The following is a 20,287-nucleotide window of genomic DNA, read 5'->3' as shown; positions in this document are numbered from 1 at the left end:
ATCGTTATCTTTAAACCCGTAGACCGGCGTGGTGCTTGTGCCGGATGGCGCTACGCTCATCCGGCCTACGAGGCAGGTGATACTCTTGTTTACTACACGTCCAGCAGCAGACGCGTCGGATCTTCCAGCAGTTCTTTGATCGCCACCAGGAAGCCCACGGATTCGCGACCATCGATCAGACGGTGATCGTAGGACAGCGCCAGGTACATCATCGGCAGGATTTCGACCTTGCCATCTACCGCCATCGGACGATCTTTAATCGCGTGCATGCCGAGGATCGCACTCTGCGGCGGGTTGATGATCGGCGTGGACATCAGCGAACCGAACACACCACCGTTGGTGATGGTGAAGTTACCGCCCGTCAGATCTTCCACCGTCAGCTTGCCGTCACGACCTTTGATAGCCAGCGTCTTGATGTTTTTCTCGATGTCAGCCATACCCAGCGTATCGACGTCGCGCAGGACCGGGGTCACCAGACCGCGCGGCGTGGATACCGCCATGCTCACGTCGAAGTAGTTGTGATACACCACGTCGTCGCCATCGATAGAAGCGTTCACTTCCGGATAGCGTTTCAGCGCTTCTACTACCGCCTTCACGTAGAAGGACATGAAGCCCAGACGGATACCGTGACGTTTTTCAAACGCTTCACCGTACTGCTTACGCAGATCCATGATGGGCTTCATGTTGACTTCGTTGAAGGTCGTCAGCATGGCGGTGGAGTTTTTCGCTTCCAGCAGACGCTCGGCCACGCGTTTGCGCAGACGGGTCATCGGTACGCGTTTTTCGCTACGTGCCCCCAGCGCTGGCTGTGCAGCAGGGGCTTCTGCCGGTGCTTTGGCCTCGGCTTTCGCCGGGGCTTTCGCCAGATGCTTATCCACATCTTCACGGGTGATACGACCGCCTACACCGGTGCCTTTGATCGCACTGGCGTCGAGATTGTGCTCAGCCAGCAGGCGACGGATCGCCGGGCTCAGCGCATCGTTATTTTGTTCTTCCAGGGAAGCCTGTTGACGCTGCGCCGGGGTAGACGCTTTTTCTTCAGACTTCGCGCTGGTTTCTTTACCCGCGCTATTGCCTTCACGCAGGCGACCGAGGATCTGGCGGGAGGTCACGGTGGTGCCTTCGTCTTCCAGAACCGCATCCAGAATGCCGTCCGCTGATGCCGGTACTTCCAGTACCACTTTGTCAGTTTCGATTTCTACCAGCACTTCGTCACGAACCACCGCATCACCCGGTTTTTTGTGCCAGGTGGCAACAGTCGCGTCCGCTACGGACTCAGGCAGGTCGGGAACAAGAATATCTACGCTACTCATTTTGTATCCTTTAATTAATCGACGTTCAGCGCGTCATTGACCAGATCTTGTTGCTGTTTCTGGTGAACGGACATATACCCTACCGCCGGAGAGGCGGAGGCCGGGCGACCTGCATAACGCAGAGCGGCCCCAAATGGAATCACTTCACGGAAATGATGCTGGCTGCAGTACCATGCGCCCTGGTTGAGCGGCTCTTCCTGGCACCAGACAAAATCATGTACGTGAGCGTACTGTTTCAATACGTCCTGCATCGCCTGATGCGGGAACGGATAAAGCTGTTCGATGCGCACAATGGCGACATCTTTCTGATTGTTCTTGCGACGCTGTTCCAGCAGGTCGTAATAAACCTTACCAGAACACATCACCACACGCTTCACGCCTTTCGGATCGAGGTCATCGACTTCACCGATGGCAGGCAGGAAGGTGCCGTTCGCCAGCTCATCCAGGTTGGAGACCGCCAGTGGATGGCGCAGCAGCGATTTCGGCGACATGACCACCAGCGGACGACGCATCCCGCGCAGCGCCTGACGACGCAGCATGTGATACACCTGAGCCGGAGTAGACGGTACGCACACCTGCATGTTCTGCTCAGCGCAAAGTTGCAGATAACGCTCCAGACGCGCGGAGGAGTGCTCCGGACCCTGCCCTTCATAACCGTGCGGCAGCAGCATCACCAGGCCACACATCCGGCCCCATTTCTGTTCGCCAGAGGAGATGAACTGGTCGATAACCACCTGCGCGCCGTTGGCGAAGTCACCGAACTGCGCTTCCCAGATGGTCAGGGTGCGCGGTTCCGCTGTGGCATAGCCATATTCGAAGGCCAGTACCGCTTCTTCAGACAACACGGAGTCCCAGACGCGGAAGCTGCCCTGCCCGTTGTGGACATGCTGCAGAGGAGTCCAGGTCGACCCGTTGGTCTGGTTGTGGATCACCGCGTGGCGATGGAAGAAGGTGCCGCGACCGGAGTCTTCACCGGACAGGCGAATCGGGATCCCTTCGTCAACCAGCGTAGCGTAAGCCAGCGTTTCTGCGCCGCCCCAGTCGAACGGTTTTTCCCCGTTCGCCATTAGCTGGCGGTCGCCGTAGATTTTGGCCACACGAGACTGCATCTCAACGGTTTCAGGCACCGTACTGATGCGTTTAGCCAGTTCCTGAAGGCGCTTCATTTCAACCTTGTTCGGGTACGCTTCATCCCACTCGTGGTTGAGGTACGGCGACCAGGTAAAGGAGTGCATATTCATCGGACGCCACTCTTTCACCACGCATTCCCCCGCGTCCAGCGCGTCGCGATACAGGTTGACCATTTCGGTGGCATCTTCCAGCGTCGCGACGTTATCCGCTTCCAGCTTATCCGCATAGATTTTGCGCGGGGTCGGATGCTTTTTGATTTTCTGATACATCAGAGGCTGGGTTGCGCTCGGCTCGTCGGCTTCGTTGTGGCCGTGACGGCGGTAGCACACCAGGTCGATGAAGACATCGCGTTTGAAAGTGTTGCGGAAATCCAGCGCCAGACGAGTGACGAAAGCCACCGCTTCCGGATCGTCCGCATTCACGTGGAAAATCGGTGCCTGTACCATTTTACCGATATCGGTGCAGTACGGGGTGGAACGTGCATCCAGCGGGTTAGAAGTGGTGAAGCCCACCTGGTTGTTGATCACGATGCGAACGGTACCGCCCACTTCGTAACCCCGCGCTTTCGACATGTTCAGGGTTTCCTGAACCACGCCCTGCCCGGTTACCGCAGCGTCGCCGTGGATGGTGATCGGCAGCACTTTGTTGCTGCTTGGTTCATCCAGACGATCCAGACGAGCGCGAACGGAACCGATCACCACCGGGCTGACGATTTCCAGGTGCGACGGGTTAAACGCCAGCGCGAGGTGAACCAAGCCACCTTCGGTTTCGATATCCGATGAGAAGCCCATGTGGTACTTCACGTCACCGGTGCCGAGATGTTCTTTATGTTTACCCGCAAATTCGTCGAACAGATCCTGCGGTTTCTTACCCAGTACGTTGACCAGGACGTTCAGACGACCACGGTGCGCCATACCCAGCACCACTTCACGGGTACCGCTGTTACCGGCATGGCGGATCATCTCTTTGAGCATCGGGATTAACGCATCACCGCCTTCCAGCGAGAAGCGTTTCGCGCCAGGGAATTTGGCGCCCAGATAACGTTCCAGACCTTCGGCTGCGGTAAGTTCACTCAGGAAGCGTTTTTTCTCTTCGCTGCTGAATGCCGCGCGACCGGATTCGATGCGCTGTTGCAGCCAGCGTTTCTCTTCGGTGCTGGTGATGTGCATGTACTCAGCACCAATCGGGCCGCAGTACGTTTGTTTGAGCGCGGAAAGCAGCTCGCCCAGCTTCATCGTCTCTTTGCCGCCGGCAAAAGAACCTACGTTAAAGCTTTCCTGGAAGTCGGCCTCTGTCAGATCGTGGAAGGACGGATCCAGATCGGCAACAGTGTCTTGCTGCCACAGTCCCAGCGGATCGAGATTCGCATGCTGGTGACCACGGAAGCGATAAGCGTTGATGAGCTGCAGGACTTTAACCTGCTTCACATTGGTGTCAGGGTCGGAAATCGAAGAAGAGTAACGTGAGGCATCCTTCGCCAGACGACGGAAATAATCACGCGTTTTTGAATGGAATTGATCCGGTTTGACTCCGGTGCCAGGTAACTGCTGGAACGTCGAACGCCAGTTAGCGTCTACCGAGTCAGGATCGGTTAAGAAGTCTTCATAGAGCTGTTCTATCCAGCTCTGGTTTGCGCCAGAGAGGTAAGAAGAGTCCAACCAGGCTTTCAAAGCGCTGTTCTGCATCGTGATCCCTTAAGCATTTGTATGCTTACTTCGCCGTGGATACTACCACGCATACGTCGTATGCGTGCCGGGGTTCACTTGTTACGGACTGTCGTGTGATCTGCGTCCGCTAAGGAACCTTTAAAAACTGTCTAATAATCGTCGTTGTTCAGGCTGCGACTGCGTTGCAACCGTCCCTCACCCGGTCACATAGTGAACTATGCTCCCGGCGATTCGTTCCGTTCGCGCCTTGTCTCGCGCTGAACATCTCGATTATTGCTATCAATGTGGCAGTTTTTAGAGGTTTCCTGCACTAATTTGCCTGATGGCGACCCCGTAGGCCTGATAAGCGAAGCGCCATCAGGCAACATGTGCCGGATGGCGACGTAAACGTCTTATCCGGCCTACAGGATTGCCACCGCGGGCAATGTCTACTTACGCACTGCGTTGCAACAGCATCGACTTAATATGGCCGATGGCGCGCGTCGGGTTCAGCCCCTTAGGACATACACTGACGCAGTTCATGATGCTGTGACAGCGGAATACGCTGAATGCATCGCTTATCCCTTCCAGGCGGCTGTCCGTCTCGGTATCACGGCTGTCGATCAGGAAGCGATAGGCCGCTAACAGACCCGCCGGACCGATAAACTTATCCGGATTCCACCAGAAGGATGGGCAAGACGTTGAGCAGCAGGCGCACAGAATGCATTCATACAGCCCATCGAGTTTTTCCCGCTGCTCTGGCATCTGTAAATGCTCACGAGCCGGAGGATTTTGCCCATTATTCAATAAGTAAGGCTTAATCTTCTCATATTGTGCATAGAATTGCCCCATGTCTACTACCAAATCGCGGATCACCGGCAAACCAGGCAGCGGACGGATAACAATTTTCTTACCGGGCTGAACCAGCGCTGATACCGGCGTGATGCAGGCCAGACCGTTCTTCCCGTTCATGTTCAGACCATCTGAACCACACACGCCTTCACGGCAGGAGCGGCGGAAAGAGAGACTGGGGTCTTTCTCTTTGAGCTGCATCAACGCATCCAGCAGCATCATGTCACGCCCTTCTTCGCCTTCCAGGGTGTAATCCTGCATGCGCGGAGCGTCATCAACATCCGGGTTATAGCGATAAATTGAAAACTCGAGTTTCATTGTCCTGTCTCCGCATTAGTATGTACGAATCTTCGGCGGGAATGCCGGGCGCAGTTTCGGTTCCATGTTGACTTCACGTCGGGTCATGGATTCCGTCTCTGGCAGATACAGGGAATGGCACAGCCAGTTTTCATCATCACGCTCCGGGAAGTCGAAGCGGCTATGCGCGCCACGGCTCTCGGTACGGAAGTTGGCGGATACTGCGGTGGCATAGGCAGTTTCCATCAGGTTATCCAGCTCCAGACACTCTACGCGCTGGGTGTTGAATTCGCTGGAGGTGTCGTCCAGACGGGCATTTTTCAACCGCTCGCGGATGGCTTTCAGCTCTTCAAGCCCTTTCGCCATCGCATCGCCTTCCCGGAAGACCGAGAAGTTATGCTGCATACATTCCTGCAGCGCTTTGCGAATCACCACCGGATCTTCACCATCACGGTTATTGTTCCAGCGGTTCAGACGCGCCAGGGACGCGTCGATTTCGTCTTCTGTGGCATCGCGCAGTTCACCCTGCTCAGCGATAGATTCCTGCAGATGCAGACCGGCCGCACGACCAAAGACCACCAGATCCAGCAGCGAGTTACCGCCCAGACGGTTAGCGCCGTGTACCGATACGCAGGCGATTTCACCCACCGCAAACAGCCCCGGAACCACCACGTCTTCACCCTGCTCGTTCACCGTCAATGCCTGACCGGTTACTTTGGTCGGAATACCGCCCATCATGTAGTGACAGGTTGGGATAACCGGAATCGGCTCTTTCACCGGGTCAACGTGTGCAAACGTACGGGACAATTCCAGAATGCCCGGCAGACGGGATTCGAGGACGTCTTTACCCAGATGGTCAAGTTTCAGTTTAGCGTGCGGACCCCAAGGACCATCGCAGCCGCGACCTTCACGGATTTCAATCATGATGGAACGCGCCACCACGTCACGGCCCGCCAGGTCTTTCGCATTCGGCGCATAACGCTCCATAAAGCGCTCACCGTGTTTATTCAGCAGGTAACCGCCCTCACCGCGGCAGCCTTCTGTTACCAGCACGCCCGCACCGGCAATCCCGGTTGGGTGGAACTGCCACATTTCCATATCCTGAACCGGAACACCGGCACGGATTGCCATCCCCACGCCGTCGCCGGTGTTGATGTGCGCGTTAGTGGTGGACTGATAAATGCGGCCTGCGCCGCCGGTGGCCAGCACGGTTGCACGGGCTTTGAAGTAAACCACTTCACCGGTTTCGATGCACAGTGCGGTACAACCGACCACTGCGCCATCGGCGTTTTTAACCAGATCCAGCGCATACCACTCGGAGAAAATGGTGGTGTGGTTTTTCAGGTTCTGTTGATACAGCGTATGCAGCAGTGCGTGACCGGTACGGTCAGCTGCCGCTGCGGTGCGTGCCGCCTGCTCACCGCCGAAGTTTTTCGACTGGCCGCCAAACGGACGCTGATAGATACGACCGTCGTCGAGACGGGAGAACGGCAGCCCCATATGTTCCAGTTCCAGAATCGCTTCCGGACCGGTTTTACACATATATTCGATAGCGTCCTGGTCACCGATGTAGTCCGACCCTTTCACGGTGTCGTACATGTGCCATTCCCAGTTATCTTCATGGGTATTACCGAGCGCGACGGTGATGCCACCCTGCGCGGAAACGGTATGGGAACGGGTTGGGAACACTTTGGACAGCAGCGCACAGGTCTGGCCGCTTTGGGAAATTTGCAGCGCCGCACGCATACCTGCGCCGCCTGCGCCAATAACTACAGCATCAAATTCTCTGACTGGCAGTTTCATTACACACCCCACACCACAACAAATCCATAAATCACGTAAACCACCAGTGCAACGACGATAGCCAGTTGCAGCGACAACCGAATTGCCAGTGGTTTAACGTAGTCGGTCAACACCTGCCACATGCCGATCCAGGCATGAATCAAGATGGAGAAGAGTGCCAGCAGGGTGAAGACTTTGGTGAAAGCCGATGAGAAGAAACCGGTCCAGACTTCCCAGGTCAGTTCGCCGCTTGTGGCGAAGAAACCCACCATATAGATGATGTATAACGTCAGAACGATAGCGGTAGCACGGACCAGGATGAAGTCATGTACGCCATTACGTCCTAGTGCGGAGGCGTTGCTTACCATACGAGGACTCCTGCGAGAAGTGAAAGCACGACAGTGATAACAAAAGAGATTTTGGCTGAGCGTTTACCCGCTTCGAATGTTTCTTCCAGATAGCCAAAATCCATCATCATGTGACGAACACCGACCACGACGTGATACGCCAGCGCGGTAAGGATGCCCCACATAATAAATTTAACAAAAAAGCTACCCATGATGGCGGATGCCTGCTGGAATCCTTCAGGGGAAGAGAGGCTGGTGCCCAGTAACCACAACAGTATCCCGACCGCCACAAAGGTGATCACTCCGGAAACGCGATGGAGAATGGACGCTATCGCCGTGATTGGGAACCGGATCGTTTGCAGATCCAGATTGACAGGTCTTTGTTTTTTCACATTTCTTATCATGAATAACGCCCACATGCTGTTCTTATTATTCCCTTTGGACTTCGGGTACAGAGAGTGAATCACCTGTAGCCTGAAAGACGACGGGATTTCCTTCCTCCGGTCTGCGTGCGGGTCAGACAGCGTCCTTTCTATAACTGCGCGTCATGTAAAACACTGCTTCCAGTTGCTAAAACGACACGTTACAACGCTGGGTGGCTCGGGATTGCAGGGGTTTCCGGAGACCTGGCGGCAGTATAGGACGTTCACAAAATCATTACAATTAACCTACATATAGTTTGTCGGGTTTTATCCCGAACAGTGACACAGGTCACGATAACAACATTTATTTAATTTTTAATCATCTGATTTGACAATCATTAAACAAAGTTGTTACAAACAACACCAGAAAAGGCATATAATGCGTAAAAGTTATGGGGTCACTCTTTAACCTGCAAATAAGTTATGTAACAGTAGGAAGATATTGACCGATCCCTTCAGTACAGTTAATAGTGATAGACAGGTTGAATAATTCGGATTGCTAAGTTGTTGATTTGTTGCTAATTCACCATGAGTTAACTGATTTACCTGCAAGCGCCCATTGCTCTGTACCCTGGTTTCTCCTCTATCCAGAGCGGCGAGCCGAATAACAAACTGGTAACGGTTGATTGATGTATCGATGGCAAATCTCACCTGAGTAGTCTTAAGCAATAAGGCGCTAAGGAGACCGTAAATGGCTGACACAAAAGCAAAAATCACCCTAAATGGTGATACGGCTATTGAACTGGATGTGCTGAAGGGCACGCTAGGTCAAGATGTTATTGATATTCGTAGCCTGGGTTCGAAGGGGATGTTTACTTTTGACCCTGGTTTCACCTCTACTGCATCCTGCGAATCCAAAATTACGTTCATCGACGGCGATGAAGGCATTTTGTTGCATCGCGGCTTCCCGATCGATCAGTTAGCCACCGAGTCTAACTATCTGGAAGTGTGTTACATCCTGCTGAACGGCGAAAAACCGACGCAGGCAGAGTACGACGCGTTCAGAACCACCGTGACTCGCCATACCATGATCCATGAGCAAATCACCCGTCTGTTCCACGCTTTCCGTCGCGATTCACATCCGATGGCGGTCATGTGCGGGATCACCGGTGCACTCGCCGCGTTCTATCACGACTCTCTGGATGTTAACAATCCGCGCCACCGCGAAATCGCCGCATTCCGCCTGCTGTCCAAAATGCCGACAATGGCGGCGATGTGTTACAAATATTCTATCGGCCAGCCGTTTGTTTATCCGCGTAACGACCTCTCCTACGCCGGTAACTTCCTGAACATGATGTTCTCCACGCCGTGTGAAACCTATGAAGTGAACCCGGTACTGGAACGCGCAATGGACCGTATCCTGATCCTGCATGCCGACCATGAACAGAACGCCTCCACCTCAACGGTACGTACTGCTGGCTCGTCTGGCGCGAACCCGTTTGCCTGTATTGCTGCGGGTATTGCATCCCTGTGGGGACCGGCGCACGGTGGCGCGAACGAAGCGGCGCTGAAGATGCTGGAAGAAATCAGCTCGGTTAAACACATTCCGGAATTCGTTCGTCGTGCGAAAGACAAGAATGACTCTTTCCGCCTGATGGGCTTCGGTCACCGTGTTTACAAAAACTACGATCCGCGTGCCACCGTGATGCGTGAGACCTGCCACGAAGTGCTGAAAGAGCTGGGTACCAAAGATGACCTGCTGGAAGTGGCGATGGAGCTGGAACACATCGCGCTGAACGACCCGTATTTCATTGAGAAGAAACTTTACCCGAACGTCGACTTCTACTCCGGTATCATCCTGAAAGCGATGGGAATCCCGTCTTCCATGTTCACCGTGATCTTCGCCATGGCGCGTACCGTCGGCTGGATTGCGCACTGGAGCGAAATGCATACCGATGGCATGAAAATCGCGCGTCCACGTCAGCTGTACACCGGCTACGAAAAACGCGATTTTAAATCTGACCTTAAGCATTAATCGTCAGACTGCCGGATGGTGACGCGACTGCGTCTTATCCGGCCTACGGTTGTCAATTCGTAGGCCGGATAAGTAGTAGCGCCATCCGGCAACTTCCCTACCTTTTCTTGACCCTCGCTATATTAATCTTCTCCGCCCTTCTCTATGATTTACGGATAGTTTGTTCATTTCTTCCGGGAGCACAGGATGCCAGTTCTGCAGTGGGGCTTGTTGTTTTTGCTGTCACTCCTTCTGTCCCTGCTCTTTCTCAGCATTCATCTTCCGGCGGCGTTACTGCTCGGCCCGATGATCACCGGTATTCTGTTTAGTCTTCGCGGTATCTCACTAAAGCTTCCTCGCTGTACGTTCCTCGGCGCGCAAGCCATTCTTGGCTGTATGATCGCGCAGAATTTGTCAGGCTCATTATTAACGACGCTGGCGGCAAACTGGGTAGTGGTGCTGGCGGTTCTGCTGGTGACGCTGCTCTCCAGTACGGTCGTTGGCTGGTTACTGGTTCGCTACAGTTCACTCCCTGGCAATACCGGCGCGTGGGGCTCATCTCCCGGCGGTGCGGCGGCAATGGTCGCGATGGCGCAAGACTACGGCGCCGATATCCGCCTGGTCGCCTTTATGCAATATCTGCGGGTACTGTTTGTCGCTGGCGCAGCAGTGCTGGTGACGCGGTTTATCATGGGCGAAAGCGCAGAAGCCGTCAGCCAGCAGATTGAGTGGTTCCCGCCGCTGAGTGGCAATCTGTTCACGACGCTGCTATTAGCGGTGGTTGCCAGCGTTGTCGGTCGGGTGCTGCGCATTCCCTCCGGTACCATGCTGGTGCCGATGCTGGTAGGCGCCCTGCTGCACGCAAGCGGCGTGATGGTGATTGAACTGCCGGAATGGCTGCTGGCGATAGCGTATATGCTTATTGGCTGGCAGATTGGTCTCGGATTCGACAAGCAGGTCTTCTTTATGGCGCTGCGACCGTTGCCGCAAATCCTGCTCTCTATCTTCGCCCTGCTTGCCATTTGCGCAGCAATGGCCTGGGGAATGACCCACTATATGCAGATTGATTTTTTAACCGCCTATCTCGCCACCAGCCCCGGCGGGCTTGATACGGTTGCAGTCATTGCCGCCGGCAGTCACGCCGACATGTCGCTGATCATGGCGATGCAAACCCTGCGGCTGTTCAGTATTCTTCTCACTGGCCCTGCCATCGCCCGTTTTATTTCAGCCAAAGCGCCGCGACAAGCGCATTAATGCTGGCAATGTGGACACCAGTAGAATGGCCGTGAGGAGAGCGTGGTTTTCTCGATGATCCCGCCACAACGTTCGCAAGGTTCACCGTCGCGGTGAAACACCTTAAAGCGAAACAGCGCGCCATGATGCTTATTTTCATCGACCTGCCCACGCGTGGTGTAGGACAAGCGCGGAATATCCAGTAGCGCATACGCTAACGCCGTCAACTGCGTCTCGCTGAGATCGCGCGCTTTGTGATAACCGGTTATCCCCACCTGCCAGAGGATCTCCACCCGCAGATAGTTTCCCAGCCCAGCGAGAAAAGCCTGATCCAGCAACAGCCCGGAAAACTGGCGGTTGCGAAAACGCGGCGAGAGTAACCGGGCTTTCACCGCATCAGGGGTCAGACGCGGGTCCAGCACGTCCGGCCCAACCCGTTGCAGGAAGGGATGGGTAGTGAGCTGTTCCGGCGTCAACATCTCAATGTCAGACGCGCTATAAAGCAGAATGGTTTTATCCGCAGTTTGCAGTTTAACGCGCAGAATACGGGTGGTGTGCGGCATGTCGCCACTGTCCACCACGTGCCAGACGCCATACAGCTGATTATGGCTGTAGAGCGTCAGACCCGCGGAAAAATGGGTCAGCAACGCTTTGCCGCGCGTCTCCATCGCCGTGACGGTCTGCCCCACCAGTGTGGATTGATACGGTTTTAACTGCGCAAAGGCAAACCAGACATCCGTCAGGGGTTTGCCTTTGATCGCCGCCTCCAGGTTATCCGCCGCGCGGCGGATCTCCGGGCCTTCAGGCATGGTTCTGTCCTTATCTGAGAAGATTAGTGCGTGGCGCCACCTGTCACGGCGATGTCATCGTCAACCTGCAATGCGGTAGCGATCGCCACCTCCAGCGCCAGACGCACCGTTTCCGCCGCCATACTGGGCGCCCCCGGATGCGCCGCCGCCTGCTGCGGCAGATAAGGGATATGGATGAATCCCCCCTTCACCTCCGCGATGCCGCTCAGTTTGTGGAGCAATCCGTACATCACATGGTTGCAAACAAATGTCCCCGCCGTCTGTGAGACCGACGCTGGCACACCGGCTTCACGCATCGCCGCCACCATGGCTTTGACTGGCAGCGTGCTAAACCAGGCCGCTGGTCCACCAGCAACAATCGGCTCATCCACCGGCTGTTGGCCTTTATTATCCGGAATACGGGCGTCGTCGACGTTGATCGCCACGCGCTCAACGGTAATATCGGTCCGTCCGCCCGCCTGTCCGATGGCCAGCACCAGCGATGGAGAGAGCGTATCAATGGCGGAATTCAGCACACTGAGCGACTCGCCAAACACACACGGCAACTGACGCGCCACCACGCGGCACCCGGCGATGATAGCATTGTCGAGCTGCGAGACCACTTCCCAGGAAGGGTTAATCTGCTCGCCGCCGAAGGGCTCAAATCCGGTGATTAATACCGTTTTCATCCGTCCTCCTTACAGGAACATCAGGAAATACATCAGGAACACGTTGACTAGCAGCAGCAGTATGCCGGTTGGCACCTGCGCTTTAATGACCGCGTTTTTATCTGGCAGTTCCAGCAGCGCGGCGGGCACGATGTTGAAGTTTGCCGCCATCGGCGTCATCAGCGTACCGCAATAGCCGGAGAACATCCCGATAGCCGCCATCACCGCCGGGTTACCACCGTGCTGAAGCACCAGAATCGGAATGCCAATTCCCGCCGTGACAATCGGGAAGGCGGCAAACGCATTGCCCATCACCATCGTCAACAGCGCCATCCCAATGGTATACACCGCCACCGCGATAAAGCGGCTGTCGACGGCCAGATACTCTTGAGTAAGATACGAAATGCCACTGCCAACGCCTGCCGCCGTAAACAGCAGTCCTAACGTTGCGAGGATCTGCGGTAAAATAAATGCCCAGCCGATGGAATCCAGCAGGCGGCGCGCCTCCTGAATCGGCTGATGCACCCTCTCATGGGTCATTTTGATAGCCATACCGAGACCAATCAGTGAGCCTGCGGTCATCGAGAACAGCGTCACCAGCGTGGCATGATTACCCGGTCCAAACAGAGCGTCCTGCAACCCCGGAATGTGATTGAACATCAGTACGCCAATCACGGTGACGACCGGAATGGCCAGCGCCGGGTAAAACAGGCGGTTACCCAGACGCGTCGCGCTCTCTTCCCGCTGCTCGCGGGTGCGCTGATGATAACTGCCCAGCTTGACGCCGCCAAAACCGGCGATCAACGCCATGATCACCACCGCGACGCCGACGGCAATGTTGACTGTACGTTTGTCGCCCACCAGTTGATACGTCCAGTCGCCCAGCAGGAACAACAGCCCGTAGACGCCCCAGAATAACCCGGTCGTTAACCGACGCGGATTAGCTTTATCCTGCCAGGACATAATGGCGACAATCAGCAGCACGATCCCCGCCAGCCAGTAGAGGTAGCTTTGTTGAAAATTCATTGCGCCTCTCCTTTGCGGGTGTCAACAGAACCGGCTTTCGCCATTTCGCGTTGCAGATAGTTATCCAGCCGCCACAGGCGCGTACCGTGGATCACGAAGGCGCACAGGGCCGTTGGGATCCCCCATAAGGCAATGTGCAGCGGTTCGGTCTGAATACCGCCGGACTCCAGCATAAAGTTGTGCATGAAGATAATCGCGCCGAACGCGACGAAGATATCCTCACCAAAAAAAAGTCCCACGTTATCCGTCGCCGCCGACATCGCTCGCAACCGGTAGCGCACCGCGCCGGGCAATGCCCCGTACGTTTTCTCCGCCGCCCCTTCCGCCATAGGCGCTAACAACGGACGCACCATTTGCGGGTGACCGCCCAGGCTGGTCAGCCCCAGCGCAGCGGTGGCTTCACGAATAAACAGATAGACGATCAGCAAGCGACCTGATGTAGCGCTTTTAATCCTGGCAATCCACGCCTGGGCGCGCTCTTTCAGCCCGTGACGCTCGAGCAGGCCAATAACCGCCAGCGGTATCAGCAGGATAAACGGCAGGTTGCGGGTGTTGAGAAAACCTTCACCCAGCTTTTCGAGGATCGTGGCGATCGGCATTTGCGCCGCCAGTCCAGTGACGATCCCGGCGACAATAACCACCAGCACCGGGTTAAAACGTAAAAGAAATCCAACCACAATGACGGCGATGCCCATCAGTGGCCAGAGCGTTATTGCATCTCCCATAATCCATTCCTGTATGTTGTGTTTTGTTGTGGTGTTTTTATATGCGCAACCCCTCTATGGAGGCTGCGTCAGTGTGCTCAGGCAACAATGGTGATTCTGCGGGCTTCAAACGCCGAGCGTAAACGTCGGGCGAAGGCCAGCGCGTGTTCGCCATCGCCATGAATACAAACCGTTTGCGCCACCACGCTTGTCCATTCACCGGTAATGCTTTTCACGCGTCCGGTTTCCACCATTCCCAGCGTTTGCGCCAGCGACTGGTCCTCGTCTTCAATCAGCGCGCCCGGCTGCGTGCGTGGCACCAGACTGCCGTCCGCCTGATAACCGCGATCGGCGAACACTTCCTGGCGCGTGACGAGACCGTAACGCTCACCCGCGCGGACAAGCTCACTTCCCGCCAGGCCGACCAGAATCAGTGCCGGATCGCAGGCGTACACCGCTTTGGCAATGGCATCCGCCAGTTGCGGATCTTTCGCCGCCTGGTTGTAGAGCATGCCATGCGGTTTCACGTGCCGCATGACGCCCCCCTCCGCCCGGGCCATGGCCGCCAGCGCGCCGATTTGATACAGCGTTTGCGCGTAGACCGTTTCCGCAGGTAGCGTCATCGCCGTGCGGCCAAAGTTTTCCCGATCCGGAAAACTCGGGTGTGCCCCAATGGTTACGCCATTTTTCAGCGCCTCGCGCACGCTTGTCAGCATGGTTTGTGCATCGCCGGCATGAAAGCCGCAGGCAATGTTGGCCGATGAGACCAGCGTCAACAGTTCTCCATCGCTGGCGCAGCCTTCGCCGAGATCCGCATTTAAATCAATGTTCATCATTGAGTCGCCATGTGAGTTGTTCCAGATAGCGCTGTTGGTCCTGCCGCGCTTTCAGCGCCTCCTCCAGCGAACACTGAACAAAGTGAATGGGTTGGCCGAGCGGGATCTGCGCCAGATGGTACATGTCTGCCTCGATTATGCAGGCAATGCGCGGATAGCCGCCGGTCGTCTGGGCATCGTTCATCAATACAATCGGCTGACCGTTGTGCGGAACCTGAATCACGCCAGGCAGCAGACCGTGCGACACCAGTTCCCGATCCGTCATTCGCATCAGCGGTTGTCCCTGCAGGCGGTAGCCCATCCGGTTACTCTGCGGACTGAGATGCCACGGCGATCGCCAGAACGACTCCTGCGAAACGGCGTCAAATTCGTGGTATTCCGGCCCCGGCAGCGCCCGAATGCGATTCCCCCATAGCAGTTGTTTTACCCCTCGCGCTTCCAGGAACGTCCGTCGGGGTGTGCCGGTTGCCAGCCGGTCGCCGTCTTTCAGCAGGCGTCCTTCCAACCCGCCGATGCCCACTTTGAGATCGGTACTGCATGACCCCATCACTTCCGGCACGTCGATACCGCCCGCGACGGCAAGATAGCTGCGCATACCGTGCTGCGGACGTTTTAGCACCAGACGCTGGCCCGCTTTCACCGGCAGACGCCAGCCCGTCCAGACGGGGTGATTATCCAGCCGCGCTTCGCATCCCGCACCGGTCAGGGCAAACCAGCTGTCGGTTTCAAATTCCACAACCAGTTGTCCGAGGGTAATTTCCAACACCGGAGCACTGGCCTCATTACCCACTAACAGGTTAGCGATTTGCATCGCCGGTTTATCCAGCGCACCACAATGGCTAACGCCTGACTGACGAAAACCGTGACGACCGCCATCCTGAACGGAGGTGTACAATCCCGCGCGAATAACATTCAGCATACCCCCTCCTTCTGCGGGATAAAGCGCACGCTATCGCCAGGGCGCAGGAGAACCGGTTCCTCTTTTTTCGGGTCGAACAAGGCCTGCGAGGTATGACCAATCAACTGCCAGCCACCAGGCGTTGGCAGTGGATAAATACCGGTTTGCGGTCCGCCGATACCCACCGATCCAGCCGGAACGATCAGCCGCGGCTCAGCGCGCCTGGGCGTGTGCAGTTGTTCCGGTAAGCTACCGAGATACGGGAATCCCGGCTGAAAACCTAAAAACCAGACCACATACTCGACCGACGCGTGCAGCTCCACTACCTGCTTTTCGCTCAGGCCGCTGTGGCGGGCAACGTCCGCCAGATCGGGACCACCGGCGCCGCCGTAGGTCACCGGAATTTCGATATAGCGTGAGTCTGGCTCCAGCGCCTCACTCTCCTCCCACCAGCGTTGCAGGCGTTCAATCGCATCCAGCGCCAGCGTTTGCGGGTCGCGTAGGATCACGGTGATATTGTTCATTCCCGGAATCGCCTCGACCACGTTTGGCGTCTCAACCAAACGTTGCGCCAGACGCCAGATACGTTTCTGGCTCGCCAGCGTCACCGGCGGCTCAAGCTCCAGCACTACCGCCGTTTCACCTAACAGATAACAACGCGCTCGTTGCACTTGCGTTCCTCTTGTTTTTATTTATGCCGGGTTTGGAATATCAATAAACGTCACATCCAAATCGGTGTTCTCCGTCAACCATTCGCTGAGCGCACGGATCCCGCCACGTTCGGTGGCGTGATGCCCGGCGGCGTAAAAATGCAGTCCCTGTTCACGGGCTGAGTGGATGGTTTGTTCGGAAACTTCACCGGTGATAAAGGCGTCAACGCCAGCCTGCGCGGCGCTGTCGATGAAGCTTTGCCCGCCGCCAGTGCACCAGGCGACACGTTTGATAGTATCCGGCCCGGTATCACCGCACCATAACGGCCTGCGTCCAAGACGTGCTTCAATCCACGACGCCAGTTCCAGCCCAGGGACCGGCATCGTCAGTTCGCCCCAGGGAACCAGCGGCTCGATTTCACCCATCACGGTGATCCCCAACAGGGCCGCCAACTGTGCGTTGTTGCCCAGTTCGGGATGTGCATCCAGAGGGAGATGCCAGCCGTAGAGGTTAATGTCATTCGCCAGCAGCGTTTTCAGGCGATTGCGCTTCATCCCGCGAATCACCGGAGATTCGCCTTTCCAGAAATAGCCATGATGAACGATGACCGCATCAGCCTGCAGACGCACTGCTTCATCCAGTAACGCCTGACTGGCGGTCACACCGGTGACGATTTTTTGCACCGTTTCTTTGCCTTCAACCTGCAAACCGTTTGGCGCGTAGTCGCTGATGGCGGCGCTGTTCAGTTTCTCGTTGATCAGTTGTTCCAGTTCGGTGTTTTTCATCATCGATCCCTTGTTTATTTATGCACTCCGTTAACATAGCGTCCCTGTGGCGGTTCGTCGATAGACAATTATTAGCCATATTAAGAAACCATCACCCCGTTCTTAGCCATAAAAAAAGGGGCGTATTAACGCACCTCATTATGAATAGTTATGGCGTCAGGCCGCATAGCCACCGTTAGTTCTTTCGCGCGGCCTCATACGCGGCAAGCGTCTGCTGGCGCGCCAGTTTGTGATCGACAATCGGCTGCGGGTAGTCGAGCGTGATGCTTTCTTTCATCGCCCATTTCCACGGCTCGTGAATCGCCTTGCCCGGTACATCGCGCAACTCAGGGATCCACCGGCGGATAAACTCCCCGTCTCTGTCGAACTTTTCGCCCTGTGTCGTGGGGTTAAAAATGCGGAAATACGGCGCGGCGTCGGTTCCGGTAGAGGCCGCCCACTGCCAGCCGCCGTTATTCGCAGCGAGATCGCCATCAATCAGTTGCGACATGAAATAGCGTTCACCTTTACGCCAGTCAATCAGCAGATCTTTGACCAGGAAGCTGGCCGCAATCATCCGCAGACGGTTGTGCATCCAGCCGGTGACGTTCAGTTGCCGCATCGCCGCATCAACAATCGGATAACCCGTTCTCCCCTCCTCCCAGGCCTGTAAATCTTCCGCTCGATCCCGCCAGCGCACGCGATCGGTCCAGAGAATAAAGGGGCGGTGTTTGCACAGATTGGGATGGTACGTCATCAGATGGCGATAAAACTCACGCCAGATAAGTTCGTTCAGCCAGACACTGCCCGCGCCGCCGTCCAGCGCCTGCGGCTGTTCCGCCAGCAGGCGATGCAGACACTGGCGCGGCGATAAGCCACCGGTAGCAAGACTGGCGGATAAACGACTGGTGCCCTCAATGGCCGGGAAGTCGCGACATTCGTCGTACTCTCCTGCCCCCTGCTGGCAAAACTGGCGTAACCGGGCAATTGCGGCTTTTTCTTCGGCGGGAAAAAGGGCGGGGTCGAATTCCTGTTGCGGATAGTGAAGGTTAATTGGCACCAGTGCGGAAGAAACACTACCGTTCTCCCGGCGGGCCGGTGCGGATACGCACTCCGGCATCCCCTCCTTCAGCCGTTTTAACCAGGCGTTTTTAAACGGCGTGAAGACTTTATACATCTCATGATTTCCCGTCGTCACCGCACCTGGCGGCAGGATCACGCTGTCATCAAACCCTTCGCAAACCACATGCGGCAGCGCCTTTTCTACCGCCGCATCGCGTTCACGCTCGTTCACTTCATACTGATAGTTATAAAACAGGTGGCTGACGTCATGCTGTTCGCACACCGCTTTCACCGTTTCAATACTGCCTGCGAAGTCGTCGACTTCCTCAAACAGCAGCGGAATGCCCTTTTCCGCCAGTGCCTGTTGTAAAGCGTTTAGCTGAGCCTGGATAAAGGCGGCCTGACGCGGTGACATGACGTGATTCTTCCACTGCTCAGGCGTGGAGATAAATAACGCCACAACGTGCGCGGCGCGGTGGCGGCAGGCGGCGGCGAGGGCAAGATTGTCATGCAGACGGAGATCGCGACGAAACCAGACCAGATGGGTGGACATAACACTCCCGAATGAAAAAAATCAACTCCCGTAGCGCAGCCGCAGGGCTTCCGGCCAGGGATCAAAATAGCGTTGCCCGGAGAGATACGCATCCGGATATTCTGCCATATAGTGTTTGAGCAGCGTCACAGGCGCAAGCAGTGGCTGCGTAGCGCGTCGGTAACCGTCAATAAGGGAAGCCAACTCCTGCCGCTGACGGGCATTGAGCTGTTTGCGAAAATAGCCCTGAACGTGCATCAGGACATTGGTATGGTTACGCCGGGTGGCAGGATGGGACATCAGTTTCATCAGGCGCAGACGATATTCAATGAAAAAGTCATCAAGGCTTTCCCACTCGTAAAGCGCAGCGACAAAGCGCCCCAGCTCGCGGTATTCCGGCTGTGAATGGGCCAGCAGCAACAGTTTATAGCGGCTGTGATAGTCAATCAGCGCGCCACGCGTGAGTCCTTGTTGCCGCAATCCATGCAATTCATGCAGGGCATAAATCCGCGCGACAAAATTTTCCCGTAATTGTGGATCGTGCAATCGCCCGTCCTCTTCAACAGGGAGCCACGGGTAAGACGCCATCAGGACTGAGGTAAAGATACCGCGACCGGCTTTGCGATTGTTTTTCCCATCGGCGTCATAAACACGAACGCGTTCCATGCCGCAACTTGGGGATTTCGCACAGACAATATAGCCACAAAGGTGTTCGAAACGACTGACACGTTCTTCACTGAACGCGGTCATCGCCTGGGTTAAATCGCCCTCGCGCCGGTCACTGAAACGCAGTGCAATTGCCTCTTCCATTTTGACTAAGCGCAATGCAGGACGCGGCACCGGCAGGCCGATCGCCATTTCCGGACAGACGGGTTCAAAGTGCACCCACGGTGAAAGTTCTTCGACTGCAAAGGGCAGGCGTTTGTGTCCACCATCAAAGCGAACCGCCTCCCCTAACAAACAAGCGCTAATGCCAACAGGGATTTTCTCGCTCATGATGTCTCCTTTTCCATTTCTGAAATAAGTGTAGACACAGAGACATAAAAAAACCGCCACATTGCTGTTGGCGGTTTTTCTGAACGCGATGCGCTTAGTAGAAATCGCAGGTGGCTTTTTCAGCCTGATCCATCCACACCGGTTTATCGCTGGTTTTTGACCACACGCGGTGTAAATAGCTATAAAAACGGGCGCGGTCTTTCCAGAACAGCATGACCGGTAGTGCCAGCACCCCAGCCACGACGGCGAAAGTACGGCGTAACAATACAACATGTGCTGGATATTCTTTGTACAACTCCATGATTCTCTCCCCTTTATCTGGCCGGTAATCATCACCGGTAAAGTCAAATTGGTTATCTGCTGAAAATAGTACCGCTTTGCGTGT

19 protein-coding genes are annotated in these 20,287 nt (G+C 55.8%); 2 read left to right on the top strand and 17 right to left on the bottom strand.

The genetic code is table 11. The annotated features are described in order from the left end of the window. Positions 1-92 precede the first annotated feature (92 nt). From odhB to sdhC, 6 genes are all read right to left on the bottom strand, one after another. Positions 93-1,313 carry a 2-oxoglutarate dehydrogenase complex dihydrolipoyllysine-residue succinyltransferase gene (gene odhB / locus C2U53_RS17135; RefSeq protein WP_044256556.1) on the bottom strand — a complete coding sequence of 407 codons (1,221 nt, stop codon included), beginning with the start codon at positions 1,311-1,313 and terminating at the stop codon, positions 93-95. A 14-nt stretch (positions 1,314-1,327) separates the two neighbouring features. Beyond that, a complete protein-coding gene (gene sucA / locus C2U53_RS17130) occupies positions 1,328-4,129 on the bottom strand; it encodes a 2-oxoglutarate dehydrogenase E1 component (protein WP_104446151.1) in 2,802 nt (933 codons plus the stop codon). Between the two features lie 414 nt (positions 4,130-4,543). After that, complete coding sequence (sdhB, locus tag C2U53_RS17125; RefSeq protein WP_043001368.1) at positions 4,544-5,260, bottom strand: succinate dehydrogenase iron-sulfur subunit SdhB; 717 nt, start codon at positions 5,258-5,260, stop codon at positions 4,544-4,546. Positions 5,261-5,275: 15 nt separating this feature from the next. Then, positions 5,276-7,042 carry a succinate dehydrogenase flavoprotein subunit gene (sdhA, locus tag C2U53_RS17120; protein ID WP_043001369.1) on the bottom strand — a complete coding sequence of 589 codons (1,767 nt, stop codon included), beginning with the start codon at positions 7,040-7,042 and terminating at the stop codon, positions 5,276-5,278. Continuing rightward, the gene (gene sdhD, locus C2U53_RS17115) at positions 7,042-7,389 is read right to left on the bottom strand and encodes a succinate dehydrogenase membrane anchor subunit (protein ID WP_043001370.1); all 348 of its coding nucleotides are present in this window, start codon (positions 7,387-7,389) and stop codon (positions 7,042-7,044) included. Before sdhD ends, sdhA begins: the two co-directional genes overlap by 1 nt. Then, entirely contained in the window at positions 7,383-7,787 is a 405-nt protein-coding gene (gene sdhC / locus C2U53_RS17110) for a succinate dehydrogenase cytochrome b556 subunit (RefSeq protein WP_043001371.1), read from the bottom strand. The genes sdhD and sdhC overlap by 7 nt, the downstream gene beginning before the upstream one ends. 694 nt (positions 7,788-8,481) lie before the next feature. Between sdhC and C2U53_RS17095 the strand changes: the two genes are divergently transcribed. Both C2U53_RS17095 and C2U53_RS17090 read left to right on the top strand, forming a co-directional pair. Continuing rightward, the gene (locus tag C2U53_RS17095) at positions 8,482-9,765 is read left to right on the top strand and encodes a citrate synthase (protein WP_043001372.1); all 1,284 of its coding nucleotides are present in this window, start codon (positions 8,482-8,484) and stop codon (positions 9,763-9,765) included. Between the two features lie 186 nt (positions 9,766-9,951). Then, entirely contained in the window at positions 9,952-10,998 is a 1,047-nt protein-coding gene (locus tag C2U53_RS17090) for an AbrB family transcriptional regulator (RefSeq protein ID WP_043001373.1), read from the top strand. Here C2U53_RS17090 and nei read toward each other — a convergent pair. From nei to C2U53_RS17035, 11 genes are all read right to left on the bottom strand, one after another. Next, positions 10,995-11,786, bottom strand: coding sequence for an endonuclease VIII (nei, locus tag C2U53_RS17085; RefSeq protein ID WP_104446150.1), 792 nt, complete (start codon positions 11,784-11,786; stop codon positions 10,995-10,997). The genes C2U53_RS17090 and nei overlap by 4 nt on opposite strands. A gap of 23 nt (positions 11,787-11,809) precedes the next feature. Continuing rightward, positions 11,810-12,454 (bottom strand): pyroglutamyl-peptidase I, encoded by a 645-nt coding sequence (gene pcp, locus C2U53_RS17080; RefSeq protein WP_043001375.1) that lies wholly within the window; start codon positions 12,452-12,454, stop codon positions 11,810-11,812. Between the two features lie 9 nt (positions 12,455-12,463). Next, the gene (locus C2U53_RS17075) at positions 12,464-13,459 is read right to left on the bottom strand and encodes a DUF979 domain-containing protein (RefSeq protein ID WP_043001376.1); all 996 of its coding nucleotides are present in this window, start codon (positions 13,457-13,459) and stop codon (positions 12,464-12,466) included. Next, positions 13,456-14,184, bottom strand: a complete 729-nt coding sequence (locus C2U53_RS17070) for a DUF969 domain-containing protein (RefSeq protein ID WP_043001377.1) — start codon at positions 14,182-14,184, stop codon at positions 13,456-13,458. The genes C2U53_RS17075 and C2U53_RS17070 overlap by 4 nt, the downstream gene beginning before the upstream one ends. A gap of 77 nt (positions 14,185-14,261) precedes the next feature. Beyond that, a complete protein-coding gene (gene pxpA / locus C2U53_RS17065) occupies positions 14,262-14,996 on the bottom strand; it encodes a 5-oxoprolinase subunit PxpA (protein ID WP_104446895.1) in 735 nt (244 codons plus the stop codon). Then, positions 14,986-15,918: a 5-oxoprolinase subunit PxpC gene (pxpC, locus tag C2U53_RS17060; protein ID WP_044266346.1), complete on the bottom strand. Its 933-nt coding sequence runs from the start codon at positions 15,916-15,918 to the stop codon at positions 14,986-14,988. The genes pxpA and pxpC overlap by 11 nt, the downstream gene beginning before the upstream one ends. Further along, complete coding sequence (gene pxpB, locus C2U53_RS17055; protein ID WP_043001379.1) at positions 15,912-16,568, bottom strand: 5-oxoprolinase subunit PxpB; 657 nt, start codon at positions 16,566-16,568, stop codon at positions 15,912-15,914. Before pxpB ends, pxpC begins: the two co-directional genes overlap by 7 nt. 21 nt (positions 16,569-16,589) lie before the next feature. Further along, positions 16,590-17,333, bottom strand: a complete 744-nt coding sequence (gene ybgI / locus C2U53_RS17050; RefSeq protein ID WP_043001380.1) for a radiation resistance protein YbgI — start codon at positions 17,331-17,333, stop codon at positions 16,590-16,592. A 175-nt stretch (positions 17,334-17,508) separates the two neighbouring features. After that, positions 17,509-18,927, bottom strand: coding sequence for a deoxyribodipyrimidine photo-lyase (gene phrB / locus C2U53_RS17045; RefSeq protein ID WP_043001381.1), 1,419 nt, complete (start codon positions 18,925-18,927; stop codon positions 17,509-17,511). A gap of 21 nt (positions 18,928-18,948) precedes the next feature. Next, positions 18,949-19,902 (bottom strand): 2-thiouracil desulfurase family protein, encoded by a 954-nt coding sequence (locus tag C2U53_RS17040; RefSeq protein ID WP_043001382.1) that lies wholly within the window; start codon positions 19,900-19,902, stop codon positions 18,949-18,951. A 94-nt stretch (positions 19,903-19,996) separates the two neighbouring features. Next, positions 19,997-20,203 carry a YbfA family protein gene (locus C2U53_RS17035; RefSeq protein ID WP_043001383.1) on the bottom strand — a complete coding sequence of 69 codons (207 nt, stop codon included), beginning with the start codon at positions 20,201-20,203 and terminating at the stop codon, positions 19,997-19,999. Positions 20,204-20,287 lie beyond the last annotated feature (84 nt).

The organism is Citrobacter sp. CFNIH10 (assembly GCF_002934585.1).
Taxonomy (GTDB): Bacteria; Pseudomonadota; Gammaproteobacteria; order Enterobacterales; family Enterobacteriaceae; genus Citrobacter_A; species Citrobacter_A amalonaticus.
The sequence above is the reverse complement of the archived record's forward strand: the minus strand, read 5'-3'. Positions and strand labels throughout refer to the sequence as shown.